Here is a 23,979-nt window from a genome sequence, read left to right as displayed (position 1 = left end):
TTCCGATGGTAATATACAACTTAAATTTCATCCTTTATCTGGAAGGAGTCACGAACATGACAACGATACAACGCTTGGATGCTGCACTTGCGGCACATATCGAGAAGGTTGAACATTATAAACAGGTACAAACCCTGCTTGCCTGGGATGCTCGCACAGGGGCACCTCGAAAGGGCGCATCCTACGCCGCACGAGCCAAAGCAACATTGGCCGGAGAACTATTCAAGTTACAGACCGATGCTGAATTCGGTTTGCGATTAGAGGAAGCAGCACAACAAGAGGAACTTGATGAGCTATCCAAGCGAATTATTGCAGAGCATTGGAAAACGTATAAACGCTGGAGTGCCATTCCGATAGAGGAATATCAGGCATTTGTACAGCAGCAAGGTCTTGCAAACGTCGCTTGGCTGGAAGCCAGAGCTGCCAATGATTTTTCCATTTTCGCTCCGCATTTGAAACAGATCTTCAATGCAAGCTTGAAGTTTGCCGGATACTGGGGATACGAGCAGCATGCATATGACCCACTCGTGCAGCAGTTTGATCCTGACCTGGATACGGTAACGTTGGATCGCATTTTCAGTGAGCTGAAATCCGCTCTAATACCGCTGATCCGTCGTGTCACCTCTTCCGCTAAACAACCGGACACATCCATATTCAACCATCCTTTCCCACTTGAACAGCAGCGGCAGCTTGGGATCGAGCTGTTACAAGCCATTCGCTACGACTTTGATGCCGGGCAATTCGGTGCAACCGTGCACCCGTTCAGTTCTGCCATCAATCCTTACGATGCACGTCTCGCAGCCAAATTTGTTGAAAATGACGTTCGCGTTTCCTTGTGGAGTGCTTTACATGAAGGAGGCCACTCGCTCTATACACAGAATATTGACCCCAACCTGATACATACTGGACTTGGGATCTTCACTTCGTACGGCATTCATGAATCCCAATCGATCTTTTTCGAGAAATTCATTGGCAGACATAAAGGCTTCTGGGAAAACAACTATTTTATTTTACAAAAAATCAAACCTGAAACGTTTGGCCATGTGAGTTTGGATGACTTTTATTTTGCTTTAAACGCAGTAAAACCAACGTTTAACCGTTTTGAGGCCGATGAACTTACCTACAACCTGCATCTCATTATTCGATATGAGTTGGAGCAAGCCATTATTGCTGGAGAAGTGGATTACGAAGGATTGCCTGAAGCATGGAATGATAAATATGAGGAATATCTGGGGATTCGTCCCCCGACTCATCTGGAAGGCATTTTACAGGATGGACACTGGAGCGCAGGATTTGGATTATTCCCTTCCTATACACTCGGGTTTGTCTATGCAGCACAAATACACAAAGTCATCCGCCGCGAACTTCCCGATTATGATCATTTGATTGAATCAGATCATATTGAGACGATTACCGGATGGCTAACTACTCATATTCATCAATTTGGTAAATCAAGATCGGCGGACGAGCTAATCAAGTCCATCACCGGTAAAAGAATTGATACCGCTCCATTGATTCATTACTTAACAGATAAATACGAGCAGCTCTATGAACTGTAATGATTGTGTGATTCTGCACAACAAAAAAAGCGAGAGAAGTTCCTCGCTTTTTTTGTGTATCATTTTTTAAATGGAATGTTGTATGGATTGTTACCTCCTACCAGCTCTACCCATTCAAAATCCTTTTCTTCAAAATACGATTCACTTGCTCCGAGCTGGCCAGCATCAGGATAAGGAAAACAAGTACAACCATCGGGAAAAATCCGATATTGGTTTTCGCAGCGAGAACGCCAAAAAGCGGAGGAAGCAAAGTCGTTCCTGTGTACGCCAGTGCCATTTGGTATCCCATCAATCGGGCAGAATTCGCTTTGCCGAATCGAGTTGGAGTTTCATGCAGAAGTCCGGGATAGATGGGTGCAAGCCCCAATCCAATTAGCATAAATCCAGCCAGTGCAAACGAAATCGATAATGGAAGCAATAAAATGATTCCACCCACAATGGCGGTCACTTGACCCGCCAGAATTAACACTCGATTTTTTATTTTTAACGTGATAAAGCCTGTTATCAATCTGCCTATCGTAATACCACCGTAGTATAAGGAGATCCATCCTGCAGCCGTTTCCGCCGAGATGTTTCTTGCTCCTACCAGATAGCTGGCTCCCCATAAACCGACCGTCGTCTCCACGCCACAATAAAACAGAAATGCAATCAGTGAGTTTTTGACTCCCTTAATCTTCAATACATTCCGTTCGGGTCTGTTCTCACTCTGTACTAACGTGTTGTCCGCTTGCACAAGATCTGATTCGTTGTTCATACTTGCACTCTCCCGACTTGCAGCAACACGCTTCCACAACGGCAACGTGGCAAACAAAATCAGGACGAGACAGCACTGGACGACGGCTACAGCTGTATACCCGCTTCTCCAGGAATGATGTTCCGCAATGTAATACGACATAATGATAGGCCCTGTCGTCGCGCCCACACCCCAGAAACAGTGCAGCCAGTTCATATGGTGTGCCTTGTAGTGCTCTGCTACATAATTATTCAGCGCAGCATCAACGGCTCCAGCTCCAAGACCCAGAGGAATGGCAAGAATGACGAGCCATACCAATGAAGGTGCGAAGGAAAATCCAAGGAGTGCTCCGGCAGTCAGACAACAGCTAATTAACGTAACCTTGCCTGTTCCCCATTTTTGAATAACCGTGCCACTGGCCAAGCTTGAAACGATGGTTCCCGCTGCAACAACCATTGACAGAATTCCTGCTGACCCAAACGAAGCGCCAAGTTCAGGCCACATGACGGGCCAGGCTGAACCTAGTAGGGAGTCCGGAATCCCCAGACTGATAAACGCAAGGTAGATAATGATAAGAAACCAAGTTGCCATAAGTAGATCCCTTCCCTGCATATAAATTAAAAGTAAATGAAACACAATAATGCTGATTAAACTTCTTTATTTATATACTTTATAAAGTTCATTTATTATATTGCGTCAAAAATTTTTCTTTGTCAATAGATCGTATCAGCCAAATTAAAACAGCCGCCGATCTGGATGAGAAACTCCAGATCAGCGGCTGTTTTTCGGATAGGTAGCATTATTCAATGATTAATTGATTAATAGGTGACATAGCCCTCATAGGTAACAGTCCACGTATAGCCTGTCTGACCATCGACTGATTTTAATGTAAGTATTCCCCTGTACGGATCAACATTATAACTTGCTGTCACCGGGATATCACCAAGCGTTGGGAATTGAGATTTGGGTAGAATGGTCTGCCAGGTTATATACTTTTGTGCGTAAGGAACTACTTGTGTACTTTCTGGTAAACTACTTGTTGAAGTTGAAGGTACACTAGCTGCAAAAGATGTAGAGCCTAGCGTGAAACATGCAACGACAGTTAAAAGACCGACCATAAGTTTCTTTTTCATCTTCATCATCCTTTCGTTTTGGAGTACAGTTCTATCATATAAGACAGGCTTCTATTAAAATGTAATATTTGTCATATAGTGAAAATATTTGATGTAAAATGTGTGAACTATTATTTGATTTTTAAGTATATAACTTAGTTGATGTGAACACATACTGATCTTTTCTCTTCTCACATCATCCTACAACATAAGAAAAAGGCGGCTTATCGCCGCCTCCATCTTAACGTGTCTCAAATTACAGGAGCTTTAGCCGATTCAACGGGTCTTTTACCTGCCCACACGTCCTGAACGTAACGGCACTCCGCCTGGAGCTGATTGAGCCAATCTTTTGCCTCCTGAAGGGTTGCACCTTTCGCCTTCTGGTATGCTTGCCTCAAAGTCTCTTCGACGGCGGGAGCCATTTGGCTTCCGTCACCACATACGTAGATTCTCCCTTTTTCATCAAGCAAATGGAGCAACTGCCCCCACTCCTGATTCATCAGATGCTGCACATACGTTTTGGGCTTATCCTCCACACGTGAAAAAGCTGTGTGCAGCTTGACGATGCCTGCCTGTTCGTATTGTTCAAGTTCTTGACGATATATGAAATCCGAATCATTCCTGCAACCAAAGAACAAATGTGCTTCGCTCAGTAGCAATCCTCTCTCTTTTAGCACAGATCTGGCCTGGAGGAAACCTCTGAACGGTGCAACACCCGTCCCTGGACCCACCATAATAATTGGAACATCCGGCTCTTCTGACAGCTCAAATCCGGGTTCTGGCGTACGTACAAACATCGAAATACTCTCTCCCGTCTGGCAGTCTGCCAGATAGGATGAAGCCACACCACGGAATTCACCGTTGCCGCTCCAAGCAGGCTCTTTCAAAACGGACACTGTGATGCTCGCCTGCTTGGCATTAAAGTGTGGAGAGCTGGATATAGAGTAATACCTGGGTTTGAGTGGAGACAGCAGTTCAAGAAATCTTTCGAACGGCAGTTTACAGGCCTCATACTTTTCCAGCAGTTCCAGCATGGTAGTTCTGTTTTCAAGTATATGTTCCCTGTAGTTGTTCTCTTCGAGCATCGCCTCCAGCTCACGCTTATGAGGTGGGCACACCGTATTGTTAGCTAACTCCCGCAGCTGCGTTCTTGTAACAGGTGCTTGCAGCTCAACGCAGGAACGGAGCAATTCATTCAATTTGACAGGACGGTTCAGAGGAAGATGTGTCAACTGTGTCTCGTTCGAAGTTAATTGGATCTGAACGTCCCATTTTAATCCGAAACGATGCAGGATGCGATTCACGATTTCATCTGCATTTAGGGGCAATACGCCAAGATGATCGCCTTCTTTATAGGTCATGCCTTTAGGCAGCAGCATCTCAATATGACGTGTACTCCGCCCACTATCCATGGCCTGAAGCTCTTCATTTACCACTATAGTGGCATAGCTGGCATTGTAGGTTTGTGCAAGTGGCAGATCGGCTTTCTCGCGAACAAATTCCATTTGAATTGTACTTCGTGAGGAGTGCTCCATAGATTCCTCGCTAATCCCCAACGCTTTTAACATTTGGGGCCACAACATCCGCTGCCACTCTTCCACTTGTTTCTCCATATCCCCGCCTGCATCGGCTTCTCCCCGAGGTAACAGCCTGTTGCCTCCCAAGCTCGCAAGCTTCTCATCGACCAATCGAGGAATGCTCTGGTAGGTACTGGACCAGCTCCGATCCCCGCAGCCCAGAACTGCATAGGTCACACCTTGCACCTTCTCTGACTCGGCTTCCTTTAACCACTCGATAAATGCCGCTGCATTTTGCGGAGGTTTACCATTATACGAAGCTGTCACGATGAGAACTATCCCCTCTTTGGGCAGACGGCCAATCCATTCATTCAATGTTGCGGCTTCGCTTGGAATTCCATAGGAACGAGCTTTATCTGCAAAAGCTCTGGCAATGCCTTCTGCCGTCCCCAGGTTGGAGCCGTATAGAACCAGTATGGTTGGATTGGCATTTACGGAAGTCGTCATCGATTCCTTCATAGCACTATGACCAGCTACATTTGTATGCATACCCTGATCCTGATTCGGCTTTTCATCCGAGCGAGCAACAGATGTACTCAGTTTCGGTGAAACGGTCCGTGCTCTCACCTGTATTCGAAAATCGCCTGGTTTTAACGTTAACGTTTGTTTCACATCCAACTGATAGTTGCTATAGTCTACCAGTTCAAAATGTTTAAGTACCATACCGAGTACAAGGGTTGCTTCATATAAAGCAAACTGCATGCCGATACACGCTCTCTCTCCATTGCCAAACGGTTTATACGCATGGTGAGGCACTTGAGTCGTATCTTCAAAACGTTCCGGGCGGAATAGCTCTGCATCCTCTCCCCAGGCGCCTTTGTCACGGTGAAGCTGAGGCAGAAGAATACTGCAGCTCTCCCCTTTTTTCAGTGGATATTTGCCACCTATGACGGTGTCTTCTTTGGCATAGACGTCAAATCCCGGGGCGGTTGGCCATAGACGTAGCGATTCGCTAAGAATCATGCGGATATAAGGAAGCTGAAGGATTTCTTCGTACTGTGGTGAGTCACTCACCAATACCCGGTCTACCTCATCATAGGCCTTTTGAAGTGCTTCTGGATTGTTCAGCAAAAAATAAAGGGCAAATGATAACAAACCACTCGTCGTTTCATGTCCGGCAATGAGGAACGTAATAATCTGATACCGAATGTTCTCATCGTCCAGCGCTTCTCCGGTTGCCGGATCTTTGCCATTCAGCATACGAGCGAGCAAGTCAACCTCTTCAGGAGCAGCACTTGCTTTACGTTCCTCAATAATCTGATCAACTAATGAGAACATCGTTTGGATGTCTTCCTCGAACTGTCGTTTGGTTTTCACCATCAGCAGATTTTGGATTTTCAAACGCGAGCTTTTCTGCATAGCTTCATTTAATGCACGGACCATACTTTCGATAAAAGGACTGTGGTCCTGTCTGTAAAAGCTGTTAAATCGATAATTGAAACCGCATAGTCCAATAGTATCCAACGTAAGTCGTGTCATGTCGTCTGCTACATCAATGGTGTCGTTGGAATTCAAACGTGCCCATTTGTTTATCAATTGTTCGGCTATGTCGACCACCATCGGATGATAACCCTTCATCGCCTGTTTACTAAAGGTGGGAAGCAAAATATTATGTGCCTTTTTCCAGTTCGGCTCGGATGTTCTGCTTGTAAATAAACCATCACCTCCAAAGGCACGTACATTTTCGAGTTCATTGTATACAAATTTATCAAAACGAGACACGTCACATAACTCAGCCACCAAATCTGGGCCAGATACAATCAATCCGGAATAACCAGGAACGGTCAGTCGATATATCGGTCCATATTCCTCAGCAAGCTGTCCAAGGGACAATGTTGGTTTCTCTTTATCAATCAAGGGCAGATTCCCGAGCGGTCCGTACATTTTGGGCTGTGGAACGTTAGTTGCAATGCTCATTTTAAACACCCTCTCCCAGAGTTTAAAATGATAGTATTATCTATCATTTGATACAATAATAAACCGTTAACGGATGAAAATCAAATATTGGGCTTATGCCAATAACGGACGGAACTAGTCCAACTTAGTGACAGAGAAGACCTAGTAAAAGATCTACTAAACACAAAAAAGGAATCGCGTTTGCAATCCCCTTTTTGATCTGATCTATTTTGTTGACTTATCGTTTGTGCAAAGTACTGGACAAGAAACCGTACATCGTTATTCTACGGGTTTAAATGTTTACCGCGCTCATCCCAAGCTTCCATATTAAGCTCACTGTTAATCGTTACAGCGGTTAATGCACCAAGGGATGCCGCAGTAATGGCCTGGTACAACTCCGATGCTGCATCTCCAGCGCTGAACACACCCGTTACGGTCGTTTTGCCGAAATCATCTACAACGACCGTACCCGCATCCGTAACCTCACAGCCTATCGTCTGCGGAAGTTCTGATCCAGCCGTTAGTTTCGGTCCAAAGAAAATCCCTGTGCACGAGATTTCGGTACCATCTTCTAACACCACTTGCTGCACCATACCATCGCTTGATTCAATAGATTGAATTGGAGAGTCCCATACCGGGACACCATGCTGCTTCAATTCCTCCCTCTGCTCATCCGTTAATTCATCAGGTCCATTCGTGCAAATGGTAAACTCGCTTGTCCAGCCCGAGATCGTCTTGGCCATATGAAATGCCTTGGCTCCATTCACAATGATGACAAGCCGTTGATCTCTTAATTCCCATCCATCGCAATAAGGGCAGACAAAAGCACTCTTGCCATATACCTCTTTCAACCCGTTAATATCCAGTGGGAGGTCTTTTTTCCCCACTGCAAACAAAATTTTCTTCGTGCGATAGACGACTCCTTGGGCCGTTGTAACTTGAAAATCACCATCTGTTCCTGTCACTGAAGTCGCTGTGTCCCCTACAAAATGAACAGACGGGTAAGCGCTAATCTGTTCTTTCGCAACCTTCCGAAATTCACGTGGACTTGCTCCATCTCTCGTCAGAAAACCGTGCGTTTCACGCGTAACCCAATTGCGCGGGCGTTCATCATCTATGACCACAACATGTTTGCGAGCTCGTCCTAGTACAAGTGCAGCATTAAGACCCGCTGGTCCTCCGCCTATAATTAATACATCCATCTTTTGATCCATATTTAACACCCTTTCCAGATATTCAATGTCCTTTATTGTTACAAAAAAAAGCCTATACTGATTATACCTTGTCGCTTGCAGCTATTCTCTAATAGCAAAAAACGTAAGAGGAGATCACTCTAATCCTTTAAAGATCTCTTATGTCTACAATAAACAAAACAAACTCAACATGCAAGAAAATATTCTTTTCTTGTTATCGCTGCTATTTGGTTTCAATGACCTGTATCACAGAAAATCATTTTTAACAATTAAAAAAAACCGTGTTTTTAAATTGTTCACAATCAAATGACATTATTTTAAAACCTAAATCGTTAATTAATTCACATAGTGTATTGGATGCTATAATAAGACCACGAGATATATAAGAATAGATATAGGAAGTGAGTTCTTGAAAACATTGAATAAAGGGTCACGGCCCGAAATCAGCCTGGAGTATACTAGCTCGATTCCGAAAGTATTCTTTGATACGATCAAGATCGGAATTATCAAATCCAATCTGATCGCCATGTTTGCCGGTTTAAGTTTGGCTTTGTATGTATTTGATGCATCCATTTTAGCTAATATTGTACCCATTATCCTCTCTGTCATCGGGTCTTCCCTGATTATCGGAGCGGCAGGGGTGTTTAACAATTTGTATGATCGGGATATCGATGCGATCATGGAACGCACCAAAACACGTCCGACGGTAACTGGTCGTGTAGATACCAAAACAGGTTTGATCCTCGGTATTGCCATTACGATTATCGGGGGCATCATGTTGTATATCGCTTCCCCTTCGGCTGCCGTATTCGGCATATTGGGACTGTTGTTGTACGTGTTCCCTTATACGATGTGGACCAAGCGGACAACGGTATACAATACGGAAGTAGGAAGTCTTTCAGGCGCTGTTCCTCCACTCATTGGTTGGGCAGCCATTTCGCCAGAACTGGGTCATTATGAAATTTGGGCTTTGGTTGTTACCATGCTGTTGTGGCAGATGCCTCACTTCTATGGCATTGCCATCCGGAGATTTGACGAATACAAAGCGGCTGGCGTTCCCATGCTTCCTGTTGTAAAAGGAATCAGACGGACATACATCCAGACAAATGTTTATCTGGTATTGTTGTTATTCTCCAGCTTCTTGTTCTGGCCGCTGAGCCCGTTCATTGCCATTGTTGCGTTTCTGGTAAGTTTGGCATGGCTTATTCTTAGTGTGGCAACTTTCGATAAGAAAGAAACCAAGAAATGGTCACATAAAATGTTTATTTTCTCCATTAACCACATCACGATTATCTTCCTGGTTATCATTGCGTATTCATTGATTGCACAGCTGATCAAATAAAGATTGACCCAATTAGGAATAATAAAGCCGTACAGATCTTAACTCTTTCAAAAAGAGTTGTCTGTACGACTTTTTTCATTTTTATATATCGTATATCTTATCTTATCCCACTTTAACCGGTGTTTGCTCACCTTGCCATAGTAATTGCATCTCTTCATTTGTAGCAAGCAAATCTGATAAGCTGCCCTCGGCCTCAATTCGTCCATCCTTCATGACGATGATATGATCTGCCTTCGCAAGTGCTGCTCTGCGGTGAGACACCGCAATACATGTAACATCCGGCTCCTGGAACAAACCTTCCCAGACCTGTTGCTCGGTTTCCACATCCAGTGCACTGGACAGATCATCGAAGATGAACAAGTCCGCTTCCGTCATCAGCATGCGCCCAGTTGCTGCGCGCTGGATCTGACCACCAGACAACATGACACCTCTTGGACCTACGGATGTTTCGAGTCCTTGATCCAGGTTTTGAATATCCTTATCCATTACAGCCAATCGTATGGCTTTTGCAAGTGCGACTTCCGTACGGCCCTGTTTGCCCTGAACAATATTCTCTTTCAGCGTATCACTGAACAGTCGAGGTACTTGCGGCGTATATGCTGCTCTGGGCGGCATCAGGAAGGTAGCGGGATCTACATCTTTACCATTCCAGCGAATCGTGCCCTCTTGTTTGGGCAGCAGTCCCAGAAGTGTGCGGACCAGAGTCGATTTGCCAGAACCGATCCGTCCAGTGATGACCAGAAATTGTCCCCGCTTCACACGGAAGCTGATATCCTGTATTCCATTTGCAGAATGTGGATATTGGTACGCCAGATTGCTGATCTCCAGCTCTCTTAGCTTCTCTTTGGGATCTCTCTGTTCATTAGGAAGTTCAGGCGGATCTTCATTCAGATAAGTCTCTCTGAAATCCATGATCCGGTCTTCCTCACCAGGACGAAACAGGGTTCTCATCCGGTCAAATGATACTTTGAGCCGTTTATGCTGAAATACCATATAGCCAAACAATGAGATACTAAAGCCAATATTCGCTAGATAACTGGTGAACAAGGCAAAATTACCTACGGTGAAATTGCCAGATTTCATCTCAGCTGCACACATCAGGAGAATGAGACCTGTACAGATACTGAGCACATGCTGATTAAGTGATCTCATCCACTGCTTGAACAGATTATCCCGGAGTGCGGCTTGACGACGTTCTTCATTGAGTTTGTTAAAACGAGTAGAGACATGCTCTTCTGCCTGCCCAAGTTTCAGTGCCTGCACCGCTCCAAAGGTTTCGGCAATAAAACTGGTAATTCGTCCTGTCGACTCACGATTGACCTGAGCATATCGACGAGCCCGATTACCTGACAAGTTATTCAGCAACGTTACGACTACCAGTGGCAAAACAGCTACCAAAGTGATTTTCCAGTTAATGTTCGCCATGATGACGATGGATACGATAGCGAACACAAGCCTTCCCCAAAAATCCACCCAGGATTCTACGTACTCAACCACTTCATCTACATCATCCCGAAAGCGACTCATCGCCTCCCCCGGTGAAGCTGGCAGATTACGTCCTGGCCAGCGCATAATCCCAGCGAGCATGTTGGTACGCAGAATGGCCTGAATATGGTAGATATACGTGATCCATGCATAGAATGCGGCAAAAAACGTGCCTACTCTTACCGCTCTGATCAAAGCAATGAAGATCAGCGGAGCAGCCAGCCACATATAATCACTGGAACCCGCCGTTGCCCGGTCAAAGAACCACTGCATCCCGATCCCTATTGCCAGCGGCAAAGAATGAAAGATGCACCATGACAATCCATTAATCAAAAATAGAAAAGGCCTGAATCGAAATAAACGGCCTATAAATCCTGTTACATTCACGCCAATTCCTCCTCTCGCCCTGTAATCAGCAATCTGGCATAATGTGAAGCCGGATCGCTGGCGAGTGCTTCTCTGGCTCCGAATTCCAGTACCTTGCCATCACCCAGTACCATAATCTGATCGACCTTCTCTAAAGTAGCCAGGCGATGCGCAATAATAATTCCCGTACATTGCTTCATCAACTGATCGATGGCAGACTGAAGCATGCTCTCTGTAGCGGCATCCAGCCGTGAGGAAGGCTCATCAAGAATAACCAGGCTAGGTTCAGTCAGAAATACTCGCGTCAAGGCAAACAATTGAGCTTCCCCAGCGGACAATGAAGAACCACCTGCCTTCAGATGTGTATCCAACCCTGCCGGTTGTGATTCAATCCAATGACTTAATCCAAGTCGATCCGTTGTCTCCTTAATAATTTGATCCGAGACATCCTGGTTGAACAGCGTTAAATTATCTCGCAACGTACCGTCGAACAGCTGTACATCCTGCGTAACCATACCAACCCTACGGTAAAGTGCAGGCAAGGTAAGCTCTGTAATATCTTTGCCACCCGCACGAATTGTTCCGCTATCCAGATTGTACAAGCGTAGAAGTACCCGACTGAGACTTGACTTGCCGCTACCTGTACGACCGATGATGCCCAGCCGTTCGCCAGGTTTAATGGCAAAGTTAATATTCTGCAATACAGGTTTATCCTCGTTATAACTGAAGTTCACCTGCTTGAATTCCAGACCAAGCGGCCCTTCTGGCAGCTGATCCTCTTGTCCGTTTTCGATCTCACTGCGCAAAGACAACAGTTCTCTTGACCGAAGCATACCTGATTTCGCCTTCTGAAACTCTTGAACCTGATCGCCCAACATCTCAATCGGATCATTAAGCATCTGTGTGTATTGATATATCAGAAACAGCGTTCCGATGCTGATGATGCCTTGCATGTAGTAATGAACACCGAGCAGAAGTACTGCCGTGACTGCAAGGGCGAACAGAATGACCGTCGTATTCCAAGGAATAACCCGAAGCAGCCAGGCTTTCCTTCCTTTTTTAAATACAACACGCATCGTGCGATAAAAACGATTCATTACATACGGGACATGCCCGTTCGCTTGAACATCTTCAATTCCCGCAATACGCTCTTCAATTAATCCGAACAAGGTTGCACTCGCTTCCCGCTCATTTTTGGAAGAATTTACTCCCAGATTCCGAATGATCACCATAAACAGAATCGATAATAATGTAAACACCGTCATGACGATCGCAATCGGTACGTTTACGCTGAACATAAATCCGAGGATTCCGGCAAGCAAGACAAAGCTCCCAACCACTTGCACAATGAACATCGCGAAGAAGTTGGAGATACTCGTCACATCACCATCCACCCGTTCAATCATCTCTCCCGGTGTCTTCACATTATGAAACCGCATATCCAGACGCAGACAATGCTTCAGGAGATCTCCCCGTAATCGGTTCGTTGCCCGCCAGGCCACATCGTTACCCAGATAACTTACGGCTACTGTAATCAGTTGATTTACAACGGCAACAACCAGAAACAATCCGGCAAGCTGGAACAGGTTAGAAAGGACTCCCCCACTTGCGGCCGTATCAATGAATCGTTTGATAATTTGTGGATTCAGGAGCTGCAGTCCCGTTGACGTCAGCAACATCACCATAAGCAAGGCCAATCGGCCTTTGACGGGTTTTAGATATTGTAGCAGCCAGGACATGGAGCGTTTCTCTGTTTTGGGCATAGCCCCTCACCCCTTCGTATAACATTTCTATTTTATTTTGTGATTCAAAGCATTTTAGTTCCTCGCTAAGATGAATCATACATAATAACAATAAATGCAACATTTCCAACCCGTGGATGAATCTTACCAAGTGTGTTTACCATTTAACATTCTCCCAATCCCTCTGGCATTCTTCCCGAAATCTTTGCACCCATTGTTCAGAAATCTCGTCTGCGATCGGGTCAAAGGACGGGGGCGATACGGCAACACCGTCAGATTGAACATCCAAAAACTCTAGCACTTTCATAACGGTCCCCTCGTAATCTGCTATAAAATCCTCATAAACAATCGTCAGCGGCAAAATACCTGACTCGGACAAGAAATCTTCAATTGCTGCTTCGCACATGTTACTCTCCACAAGCAGATGTTTAATTGCATCAAAGTTATATTGATCAGCAATATCTTGTAACTGAGGGCTGTCTCCATGCTTGCGGTGCCATTCACCCGAGACAATGGCTCTCCACCATGACACAGCCAATCTGACTTTGTTGCGACGCGTCATGTAAATATGCTTGGTGCAATTAGGGAAACCCGTACTCCATACCTCAGCCCGCGATAACGCTGTTGGCAGACTATAGAGACTGCGGAATGCGTCAATCCATCGTTGTTCAAAATTAATTTTGATTCCGAATACTCCGTTCGACGTTGTTCCCTGATCCCAGATCTGCTCTAGATCTTCACGCTTTAATGTGTCTGGGCTCTTATGCTGATAATGCAGCCACTCCCTCGGATATCCTGCGACACCCGTAGAACTTAAGGCTTCACCCAGCAAAGTACTGCCGGTTCGTTGGGAAAACCAAATGGTATAACTTTGAGTAGGTTGTTTCATATCGCTGCCTCTCTTTCTCCCCTTAGGGGTAGTTTCATACCAAAAAGCACTACAAAATTTCCCTTCTATGTGCAATAAATTGGGTGGAATGCATGCAAAAAAGCCATAGATGAACTAATGTTCATCTACAGCTTGTAACAATAAGAGAACCATATGAAATAAGAAGCGTTTCCGGATTTCTCCTCTGCACGCAATAATGATGAGCGTCCACGACAGGGGTGCACAAACATGACTGTCTAAACGCCAACACAAAAAAACATTGGTTAAGTCACTTGCTCATGCGTATTCAGTTATCGATTTAGAATTCGCCCTGTCTGGAACATGTTCATCTTAACCACCCGTCACACATATTTGTTGTTTATTGTATTCGCTCCACCGTAATCCGTCAAGATAATATTAACTTAGTTGTTATTTTCTTCATATCACTGAACATCATATGCTGTGATTTCAACGATCATAACCCAGATAGGGAATTTCTCTGAGATTAAACATTAACCTCCCTCTCCCTGACGACAAGGCGTTTATGCGCTACGATAAGAAAAGGCAGTCCAAGTGCAGTGGTCAGTGCCAGCGGTACAAAAACGAACAGGCCATTCCCCGTCCCATATTGAGTTAATAGGAGCCCTCCAAGAATCGGTGCCATGACGCTTCCCAAGTTGTTGAATCCAATTGTGCCAAAGTAGGTCCCTTTCCATTCAGGTTTGGCAATACGGTCAATCAGCACATCCATCATGGTGAACATGAGCACTTCCCCAATGGTGAACAGAATGACACTAATCATCAGCAGCATAACGCCTTCAGCTATGCCAAACAGGAACAAGCTTGTTGCGACCAGCACGTTTCCAAGAATGAGGGGCACAACCGGCGGGAATTTGCTGGCTACCCGCACAATCGGGAATTGGATTACAAGCACAGTCAACGCATTGAGTGAAAGCATATAGGAAAACACTTGACTTCCATGTTCAAAAAGAGGATTCTGGGCCACATACTGAGCCAGGGTTGAGCTAAAATGCCCATACCCGAGCACGCAAAACGTAGTCCCGATAAGTACTGGCAAAAATACACGGTCGCGTCCCGTAGTAGCGAGTGCATCTCGTAAACGAGGTGCACTGACCTGAACATGTTCCGGCAGATTTGCGCGTTGCAATCGAAATTGCAGGAACAAAACGAGGCCGTAAACGATATATACCAACCCGGAGATCATAAACGGAAACGTAGACTCCGCTGATCCAAGCTGAAGACCAATAATTGGTCCAAACACAACCCCCAGATTAATGGCCGCATATCTGAGGTTGAAGACAAGCAGTTTATTTTGCGGTGGAGTAATATCCGAGAGAAGTGCACGTGACGTGGGCTCAAACACGGCGCGGCATAAACCGTTTAACGTATTGGCTACAAAAAATACCCACAGATGCTCAGCTGCTGAAAAGATGAAGAAAACACAGGCCCAGCCAAATACGGAGACCATCATGACCACTTTGCGGCCGATTCGATCGGAAATATAACCTCCATAAAAGCTGACCATGACCCCCGCCAGAGAACTGACCGCGACGGTAATTCCAGTCTGTGTGGGTGTAGCTCCCAGTACCTGAGTTAGATAAATGGATAAAAACGGGATGCTCATGGACGTAACAAGACGTCCAAACATCGTTCCAACAATGATGGTCCAAGCTAAAGGGTGAATTTGACGTAAATGTTGCTTCATGCGTATGGTTCTCCTGTTCTAGATGTTTTTGTCTCAGATGGGCTACCTTTGTCCTATCCCTTTATGTATAATTGTATGGATAAAAGGGGGAAATAAAAGTGTAAGAAAACGTGAGCACATTTCACCCTTTAAGAAGGAGCACTTCATATGGATACAGCAACAACCCATTATCTGCGGCTTACCACAGCAAAAGAACTTTCTCTTAAATTTCATGAAGCGGTTCCGGTAACGATTGAGAGCCTTTCTGCTGCCCTATGCTGTACTCCACGCAACGTGAAGTTTATTCTGCGCAAGCTGGAGGAACAAGGCTTTATACACTGGCAGCCCGGGCGTGGCCGGGGTCATCATTCTGAGATGACATTGCTGCGCAGTGTGAATGAGGCGCTCGAGGAGAGTTTTTTGGAGCTCATGGGCAGAGGCAAAATGAAGGAAGCGATCGAGTTGATCGGCAGCACAGAGAAGAATGATGCTCTCCGGGAGCGACTGCTGAATTCGTTGAACAAGCAGATGGGATTCCACAGTCATGCCGAGAGCTCTTCCGGTCAGGACGTGCTTCGCATGGTGAGGTCACGAAGGTTGGCAGAGCTGGACCCTGCTTTTGTGTATACTGCTTTTGAAACCTATCTGCTTGGGCAGGTATGCAGCACGCTAATCACCTATGACGCCAAAACAGGAACCTTCCTGCCGGATCTGGCGCATATGTGGGAGTACAACGAGGATCAAAGAGTTTGGATTTTCTATCTGCGCAAAGGTGTGCGATTCCACCATGGTCGGGTAATGACATCCCGGGATGTGCAAGCTACATTAGAGCGCTTGCGTACTGTAGACAGTCCATTCATTTGGCTGTACCGGGATATTGAGTGTACCGAAGTTGTCGGGGATTACTGCATTCGTTTTTATCTAAGTCGGCCTAATCGCTTCTTTCTGCACTTGCTTAGTTGTGTCTCCATGACGATTCTCCCCTATGATGTCGATGTAACCCAACAATTAATCGGTACCGGACCTTTTCGGATCAATGAAATAAATGAAACGGTGTTGATCATAAGCGCATTCGATGCCTATTATGGAATCCGTCCTCATCTGGATCGAGTAGATATCTGGTTTGTGCCCAATCTGGGTCCTTATGAACGTCATTATGAGTTACCAGGAACAGACCGACTTAAATTGGCTACAGACGATACGGGGAGCAACAGTGTTGATTATCCAGCAACAGGATGCCGATATATGCTGATTAATTTTCGTAAAGCCGGTATTCACCATCAACTGGAATTTCGGCAAGCCATGCGCATTGTTTTCGATCCAGTCGCTTTGGTGAGGGAACTTGGCAGCAATCGAATTACACCGGCAAACAGCTTTCTTCCCTGGAAAAGCGCAGAGCATGCTTGGCGCGAGTCTTCACTTGAGGATGCCCGTGAGCTCCTGTACAGCAGCGGATACCAGGGAGAAAAGATCATACTTGCTTATACTGTAGCTAAAGATCAAAAAGAAGCAGAATGGCTTAAACAACGCGGAGCCAGCATCGGTTTATGTATTGAGTTGCAACCCTTCGTTGAATTTCCCAATGTGAGAGAAACAAGCGAAGCCGACTTGATTATCGCAGAAGAAGTTTTGGAAGATGACTGGCAATTTGGCATGATTAATTTTTTCATCAACAAACGTAACTATTTTCATATTTGTTTATCACCCGATTTACAGTCCATATTTTATCGAAAGATGGAGAATTTCCTTCAGCAGAATGAAGAGCAAAGGTCTGTGATGCTCAATGAAGCCGAGGATTTGCTTCGCGATAACTGCTGGATATTGTACGGCTGCCACATGAATAAAAAAGCCCTGCTTAATCAAAGTCTCTTTGGCCTTCATACCGCTGAGTTTGGGTTTATGGATATCTCCAAACTATGGATCAAAAATCAGTAATTTAGTCATTCCCGGAATGGGACAATAGCAAAAAGGCCGTTAACTTATCCATGGATAAGTTAGCGGCTCCATTGCCAATCAAGAATCCGTTCCTACGGAATGTTGAATTCAATTGTAAGTAGTGGGATATTTCTTTATTTTGTAGAATTCCTCCATCACTTGCATAATGGATTCACTTTTAATTGGTTTGCTTACATACGCATCCATTCCAGCCTTCAGACATTTGTCCATATCCCCACGAACTGCGTTCGCAGTAACCGCAACAATATAAGGGCATGCCTCTGGCCGCATTAATTCCTTAATGGCTTTGGTCGCTTCGAATCCATTCAGTCGAGGCATGTGCACATCCATAAACACAATATCGTACGCACTTCTTTTGACAGCTTCCACTGCCTCTATTCCATTCACTACATAATCGACAAGATGTCCCTTCTTCTCAATCATCCGACGCAGAACAAGCTGGTTCACCTCATTGTCCTCGGCAATTAGAATTCGAAGTTGATCTGTTTTATTCTTTTTCTGTTGTAAATCGTATCTGTTGAATTCCTCCATGTTGCTGGCTTTAAACGACACCGTAAACATAAATGTAGTCCCCGGATCGTCGGACTCTTCAATCCAAATATCACCGTGCATAAGCTCTACAAGCTTCTTGCTGATGGCCAGTCCAAGTCCAGTACCTTGAGGCTTGCGCGTCATGAAATTCTCCAATTGGTAGAAGGCTTCGAATAAATGCTTTCTTTTCTCCACTGGAATTCCAATCCCTGTATCCTTCACCTTGAACTGAAATTGAACGTCATTGTATTCTTGTCCGGTAACCTTCACCTCGATCTCAATACTGCCTTCCGGGGTGAACTTTACTGCATTACCAATAATGTTGGTTAGGACCTGTTTTAGACGGTAAGCATCTCCGAACAAAGGAACAGGAATGGCGTCATCCAGGCTTAAACGAAGATCCAACTGTTTCTCCCGAATCATTGGCGTTACGATATTAACCGTTTCTGTCACAATTTCCTTAAGATCAAAGGGCTCATCCACCAGATCGGTTTTACCCGACTCTATTTTGGAAAAGTCCAGAATATCATTGATAATCGCAAGCAACGAATCCCCACTTTTTTGGATGATTTCAATGTATTCCTTTTGTTCTCCGCTAAGACCAGGCGTATCCAGAAGCAAATCCGTCATCCCAATCACGCCGTTCATAGGTGTACGGATCTCATGGCTCATCATCGCCAAAAACTCACTTTTGGCCTTATTCATTCGTTCGGCAGTCTCTTTGGCTACAAGAAGCTTTTTCTGTTCTGTTATATCTTTGGCAATGAGGTAGAACCCTACGTTTTTCTCATTAATAATGATTGGCGCAAGCGTTGCCAAAACTTCTGTCTCTGAACCATTTACGTGCTGAACGGCATTGATTTCTTTTTCAGCCATCTCATACTGGCTATTGAGAATCAACCCTAGATGGTAAGGTCCGATAAACCGACAGATACTTGTTCCAATCATCTCCACAACCGGGCATCCAGTCATTTTCATAGCTACCGGGTTGGCATTTATGATATTGCCGTCCATATCAAAAGAAATGATGGCATCATGATTATATTTTTTGAGTGAAGTATAACGTTCCACCGATTCCTGAAGTTTGAATTCGACGAGTTTACGCTCCGTAATATCCTGCAAAGTTCCGTTCAGCTGAATCGGTTGTTGATGCTCATTAAAAGTAACTAACCCTCGCAGATGAATATACTTTTCTTTACCAGCCGAGCCCAAATGCCGATATTCAAAATCAAGCGGTTGGCCTGTTTTCACCCATTCAATACAGTCCTTCAACCGCTGCTCCTCCGCCTGTTCCATGAATGCAAAGATATCGCTAGCCATATACTGCTTGTTGTTATCAATTTCAAACATCTCGTATATCTGATCGGACATGGAAACATGGCCACTCAGCATGTTCCACTCCCAACTGCCGATCATGGCTATCCGTTCAGCCTCTGCACTAATTTCCTCATGTTTCTTTCTCTCCGATATATCGCGACCAATGGCAAGGATTTGTTGTTCTTGTCCAGGCTCCCCGATAACCTTATAGGTGGTCTCAAACCAAAGAGAATGCCCATCTTTATGGCGAGCCTGCAGATTCAACATATGACCTGTGCTCAAATCGATTTGCGAGACACGTTCCAGGTCCTGCGAGTGGAAAACAGCGGTATTGTTCTTGCCCACCACCTCTTCTGGTGAATAACCAAGCAGATTATAAATGGAAGGAGAACAATAGCGACAAATCCCGTCAATGGTCGCAATATAGATGATTTCTTGTGCATTATCAGAAATAAGTTTGAACATTTCTTCCGTTTGAAGCAGTTTTAGTTCGGTTGTTTTATGATCCGTAATATCTACAACGTGGCAAATAAAATACAACGGTTCACCGCTGACCTCGTTTCGAGCCAATGATATATGCAGCGATATCCATAAAATATCTCCATTTTTCTGAATATAACGCTTTTCGTATTTGTACTCACTCAATTTACCTTCACACAGTTCGCGCTCGTACATCAGATCCTGTGCTAAATCATCGGGATGGGTGATCTCCTGGTAATGAAGATGGATTAATTCTTGAGCTGTATAACCCAGCATACTGCAAAAAGCAGGATTCACTTTCATCCACTGTCCTGTTGGAGCAACAAGTGCAATCCCAATAGGTGCTTGATTATAAATCTGCTCAAACAATTCGTGATGATCGACCTTTTGAACCTGCATCTTAAGCTCTCCTTTTGGTGTATAAACACAATATTTGCTTAATACCCGAATTTTTAATTGTTGAAACATCTCATTTTCTAAACGTTTGTGTCATTAAAGCAGAATAGACCTGGATTCTATTCGCATGGAATCCAGGCAACTTTGTTTCATTTCATATAAACCATGTTGAACATGGGAATGGGTTTTAGTCAGAAACGATTTTACCGCTCCCGTCCAATGATGTAATCCAACAGATGTCTTAGAAAAGAAATCGGCTTCGGCATTTCGTTCAGCGCATCGGTTGCGAGACAATAGTGCTCCCACATCTCTTTCTTCGCGCCATCTTCACCCAGAATGGATACAAAGGTTGAGCTGTTGTTCCGTACATCCTGACCTGCCGGCTTACCGAGTACCCGATGATCCCCTTCCAGGTCCAGCAGGTCATCCTTAATTTGAAAGGCGATACCCGCATGATACGCAAACTTCTTTAAGGAGGCAATCTCCATTTCCTTCACCTGAGCCAGAATGGCTGGCATCACAAGTGCAGCCTCGAAAGCAATACCTGTTTTGTAGAAACAGATCATGTTCAATTGTTCCAGGGTCAATGCTTTGCCTTTGGCATTCAGATCCATCGCCTGTCCCATACACATATCTTCTGCTTTTTCAGCGGAATATTGAATCAGGGTAAGCACGGTTGCGGCATCAAACTGATTGAGGGAAGATTGCTCGCCAATGGCTTTTTGAATGAGAAATAAACCTGTCAATTCTGCTGTTGCGCTGTTATGCACCTGATGTAAGGTAGAGCGCCCCCGCCTGGTCGAAGCATTATCCTGGGTAGGCAGATCATCAAAGATCAGTGAAGCCGTATGCATGTATTCCAGTGATCTTAGAAGAGGAATGATAGATGATTCATGCAGACCATATTCACGCACACCCATCACCCAGGTCAGGATCGGCCTTAGCCGTTTTCCATCTCCTTGTAAACTGTAATTCGCTGCATCAATAAGTGTGCCTTTCATCTCCGGAAGTCCACCCGGCTTGGATATCTGCAATTCAATATTGATCTGTTCACGAACCGTGCGAATCGTATCCAGAAAATCCTGTTTTTCCTGCTTGTCATTCTGCAATTGAAGGATGACCTGATCCCGCAGCAATTTATCCAGGAAATCCACATCATCGGCTTTTCGCACCATTTGCTGAATGAGGCGATTGAATTCAGGTTGTCCGGAGGCAAAGATGTTCATCACTTCGTTGTATTGTTCTTGACCCAAACGCTCTCTACAACGCTTAAGACCATTAATAGCCCGATCCAGTATGACCTCCCGGGTCTTCGCATCTGAATGGTACACCTCATGAATCAGATAAGAGATAACCGCCCAGTATAGTTCATACGGATTGATCAGATCGGGCCGCAGGTCACGATACTTCAGATAGTAAGTATAAGGAGTTACTGCCTCCTCCTCCATATCGTCAAACATATCAGCGAAATCGTCCGCGAGCTGATTATAAATGCCATAGTAGAATGTCCGCAGATCAAAACCTTCATCCGCAGATGCACTGAGCACGGAACGAACAATGAGTCTGGAGGATGAGGATTTAATAATGATTGGAATATAAAGTTCTTCATTAGAATAATTCGCGTTCGATAGTTTCTTGGCACGGTCTATTTCCTGAGATTGAAAGAATACATAGGATTGCTCGAAGAATGTGCGCTGCGTCTCAGGGCGCTGGTAGTTCTTGATATACTCGAACGCATCACGCAGCTCGGCATGAACATATTGAATGACTTTGAGATTGTCTCCCTTCCATTCGCCGATATCCGGCACAATCCCGGTGAGAAGCGCATTGCGAATTAAGAGAGAATACTGTTCCTTCTCTTGCGCAGTCAACACCTGCGAATCAAGTAGGTCATCAATAAATGGATAGGTCAATCCGTAAGAATAACCGAGCCTAATCGCAGCGTCCAGCCTCTCGGAACGTTCTACCTGGGGAGTCTCATCATTCATATCATCGTTCACATGCAGAACAACACCAAGAATGATCTTGAGCAGCTTGCGCTGTGCCTGTTCTGCATCCAGTTCTTTGGGAATATTGGAAGCAACATTTTTCAATTTGCTGATGACCCAGATAACAGCTGTTTCCACGTTCTCCTTCTGGGCCCAGCGATACAAAGCGGCCAGACTGATATAATCCGGGCTTCCCTTGCGGTGGGTTGTATTTGAACGCATAAAATACGCTTTGGTATCCTGAGCGACACGCTGAATGCGTGCTTGGGTATCCAAGGAGTCCAGGGCTTTGCCCAGATCTCGCATATAAATGTAAGAAATACTGCGATCCAAGTAATCATCCAGTTTGCCTGTAACATTAAGCCAATGGATATATCTATGAGCATCCCGGGAATCCGGTTTTCTTTGACTTGGTGATAAAAAAGATAACCAGGAAAAAGGTTGAATATGTTTTTTTTGCCACAAGTGAATATCTTGCGTAAGTGCAGTGGTATACGTGTTATTCAGAAGTTGTTCATGAAGAGAAGTAAAATACTGAGCTGCCTTCTGCTCAGCCAACCGATATCCTGCATCAGCCTGATCTGTGAGTACGTTATTCATAGGATGGATACCTCAACTTCTCATAATGTTAAACATGTATCCATGAAAGGAGTTTGAGGGTGCTCCATGGACGAAAACTGATGTGAATTCATGCAACAACAAATTCGCCAGCTCATGTTCATAACCTTTATACGGCATTCCATCCGTTTGGTTACGAAATCGTCATGGACGCTTCAATCCTATGTGGTTTTACAAAATCGAAGACCATACCTTCACTGCTGTAATGGCGATAAGAACCATCAGTCCGTACCTAAGAAGTCTCACATTAATCATTGAACTCACTTTGGAACCAAGTGAAGCACCAAGCAGACTCCCGATAACCGTATAAATGATGGGCTCCAACGGAATGTCCCCACCCAGAATTTTTCCCACCACCCCACCAATGGCGGAGATGAATACAATCGCAAGCGAAGAAGCAATGGTAGTCCGGGTAGGGATCTTAAGCACGGTGAGCATGATCGGAATCAATATAAAAGCACCACCCGCACCAACAATTCCCGAGACGATCCCTACGGCAAGAGCTGCTCCTGCCGCAACATATGTGTTAAATGTCACCTGTTCAGCCGAGCCTTCTGTTCCCTTACCCGGAATCAGCATAAGTACAATCGCGATAATGGCCAGAATGCCATAGATCAGATTGATGACTTCTCCATTCAGGTGACCGGATATGAAGCCGCCAATCAGGCTGCCGACCAGAATACTGGAGCCCATGTAAGCCACCAGACCTTTATGAATGAGAACTTCGCTCTTTTTCCCGTTCCCTGTTCTTCTAATGTAGGCAATCACACCAGCGAGCGAGGCAAAAAACACCTGAAACATGCTGATCGACGACACCTCATGTGCCGAGAATGGTTCCAGCCCCATGAGAGAAGGTACATACAACAACAGCGGGTAATTAATTATGGCTCCACCTATACCCAACAAACCGGAGAAGAAGGAACCGACCAGACCCAGTATAAACATGATGACAAAAAGCAGAGTATCCATCGGTTTTTCTTCCTTTCTTGCGGTGTAAAAAATGATGCAAAAAACAGTATACGCAGTTAAAATAATCGGCTATAATAAAAACCAAGTAAATTAATCCGAAATGAGTGATTAAGCATGTTTAACGTGTTGAAGACTCTTTTTGAAAA

General features: G+C 44.9%; 14 protein-coding genes. 3 read left to right on the top strand and 11 right to left on the bottom strand.

From position 1 onward, the window contains the following. The first annotated feature begins 56 nt into the window (after window positions 1-56). Window positions 57-1,559, top strand: a complete 1,503-nt coding sequence (locus BLS14_RS03865; RefSeq protein ID WP_176854323.1) for a carboxypeptidase M32 — start codon at window positions 57-59, stop codon at window positions 1,557-1,559. A 106-nt stretch (window positions 1,560-1,665) separates the two neighbouring features. On the opposite strand, the gene BLS14_RS03860 is transcribed toward BLS14_RS03865, so the two are convergent. From BLS14_RS03860 to BLS14_RS03845, 4 genes are all read right to left on the bottom strand, one after another. Further along, entirely contained in the window at window positions 1,666-2,883 is a 1,218-nt protein-coding gene (locus BLS14_RS03860) for an MFS transporter (RefSeq protein WP_072732667.1), read from the bottom strand. 227 nt (window positions 2,884-3,110) lie between these two features. Continuing rightward, window positions 3,111-3,425, bottom strand: coding sequence for a hypothetical protein (locus BLS14_RS03855; protein WP_063563548.1), 315 nt, complete (start codon window positions 3,423-3,425; stop codon window positions 3,111-3,113). Between the two features lie 230 nt (window positions 3,426-3,655). After that, window positions 3,656-6,898, bottom strand: a complete 3,243-nt coding sequence (locus tag BLS14_RS03850; RefSeq protein ID WP_090949614.1) for a bifunctional cytochrome P450/NADPH--P450 reductase — start codon at window positions 6,896-6,898, stop codon at window positions 3,656-3,658. A 263-nt stretch (window positions 6,899-7,161) separates the two neighbouring features. Beyond that, window positions 7,162-8,091 carry an NAD(P)/FAD-dependent oxidoreductase gene (locus BLS14_RS03845; protein ID WP_072732665.1) on the bottom strand — a complete coding sequence of 310 codons (930 nt, stop codon included), beginning with the start codon at window positions 8,089-8,091 and terminating at the stop codon, window positions 7,162-7,164. A gap of 397 nt (window positions 8,092-8,488) precedes the next feature. Here BLS14_RS03845 and cyoE point away from each other — a divergent pair, with 397 nt between their 5' ends. Next, window positions 8,489-9,412: a heme o synthase gene (gene cyoE, locus BLS14_RS03840; protein WP_371121420.1), complete on the top strand. Its 924-nt coding sequence runs from the start codon at window positions 8,489-8,491 to the stop codon at window positions 9,410-9,412. A 102-nt stretch (window positions 9,413-9,514) separates the two neighbouring features. Here cyoE and BLS14_RS03835 read toward each other — a convergent pair whose 3' ends face one another. The 4 genes from BLS14_RS03835 to BLS14_RS03820 form a co-directional block, all read right to left on the bottom strand. Continuing rightward, window positions 9,515-11,284, bottom strand: coding sequence for an ABC transporter ATP-binding protein (locus BLS14_RS03835; protein ID WP_063563544.1), 1,770 nt, complete (start codon window positions 11,282-11,284; stop codon window positions 9,515-9,517). Further along, window positions 11,281-13,026, bottom strand: coding sequence for an ABC transporter ATP-binding protein (locus tag BLS14_RS03830; RefSeq protein ID WP_090949612.1), 1,746 nt, complete (start codon window positions 13,024-13,026; stop codon window positions 11,281-11,283). Before BLS14_RS03830 ends, BLS14_RS03835 begins: the two co-directional genes overlap by 4 nt. Before the next feature lie 136 nt (window positions 13,027-13,162). After that, window positions 13,163-13,894: a Stf0 family sulfotransferase gene (locus BLS14_RS03825; RefSeq protein ID WP_090949609.1), complete on the bottom strand. Its 732-nt coding sequence runs from the start codon at window positions 13,892-13,894 to the stop codon at window positions 13,163-13,165. 484 nt (window positions 13,895-14,378) lie between these two features. After that, window positions 14,379-15,599 (bottom strand): MDR family MFS transporter, encoded by a 1,221-nt coding sequence (locus BLS14_RS03820; RefSeq protein WP_063563541.1) that lies wholly within the window; start codon window positions 15,597-15,599, stop codon window positions 14,379-14,381. A gap of 147 nt (window positions 15,600-15,746) precedes the next feature. On the opposite strand from BLS14_RS03820, the gene BLS14_RS03815 reads away from it, so the two are divergent. Next, window positions 15,747-17,513, top strand: coding sequence for an ABC transporter substrate-binding protein (locus BLS14_RS03815; RefSeq protein ID WP_072732660.1), 1,767 nt, complete (start codon window positions 15,747-15,749; stop codon window positions 17,511-17,513). Between the two features lie 108 nt (window positions 17,514-17,621). On the opposite strand, the gene BLS14_RS03810 is transcribed toward BLS14_RS03815, so the two are convergent. The 3 genes from BLS14_RS03810 to BLS14_RS03800 form a co-directional block, all read right to left on the bottom strand. After that, complete coding sequence (locus tag BLS14_RS03810; RefSeq protein WP_072732659.1) at window positions 17,622-20,261, bottom strand: PAS domain S-box protein; 2,640 nt, start codon at window positions 20,259-20,261, stop codon at window positions 17,622-17,624. Between the two features lie 200 nt (window positions 20,262-20,461). Further along, the gene (locus BLS14_RS03805; RefSeq protein ID WP_072732658.1) at window positions 20,462-22,846 is read right to left on the bottom strand and encodes a polyprenyl synthetase family protein; all 2,385 of its coding nucleotides are present in this window, start codon (window positions 22,844-22,846) and stop codon (window positions 20,462-20,464) included. Between the two features lie 189 nt (window positions 22,847-23,035). Continuing rightward, window positions 23,036-23,833 carry a sulfite exporter TauE/SafE family protein gene (locus tag BLS14_RS03800; RefSeq protein WP_072732657.1) on the bottom strand — a complete coding sequence of 266 codons (798 nt, stop codon included), beginning with the start codon at window positions 23,831-23,833 and terminating at the stop codon, window positions 23,036-23,038. Window positions 23,834-23,979 lie beyond the last annotated feature (146 nt).

The organism is Paenibacillus sp. OK060 (genome assembly GCF_900101205.1).
Classification (GTDB): domain Bacteria; phylum Bacillota; class Bacilli; order Paenibacillales; family Paenibacillaceae; genus Paenibacillus; species Paenibacillus marchantiae.
The sequence above is the reverse complement of the archived record's forward strand: the minus strand, read 5'-3'. Positions and strand labels throughout refer to the sequence as shown.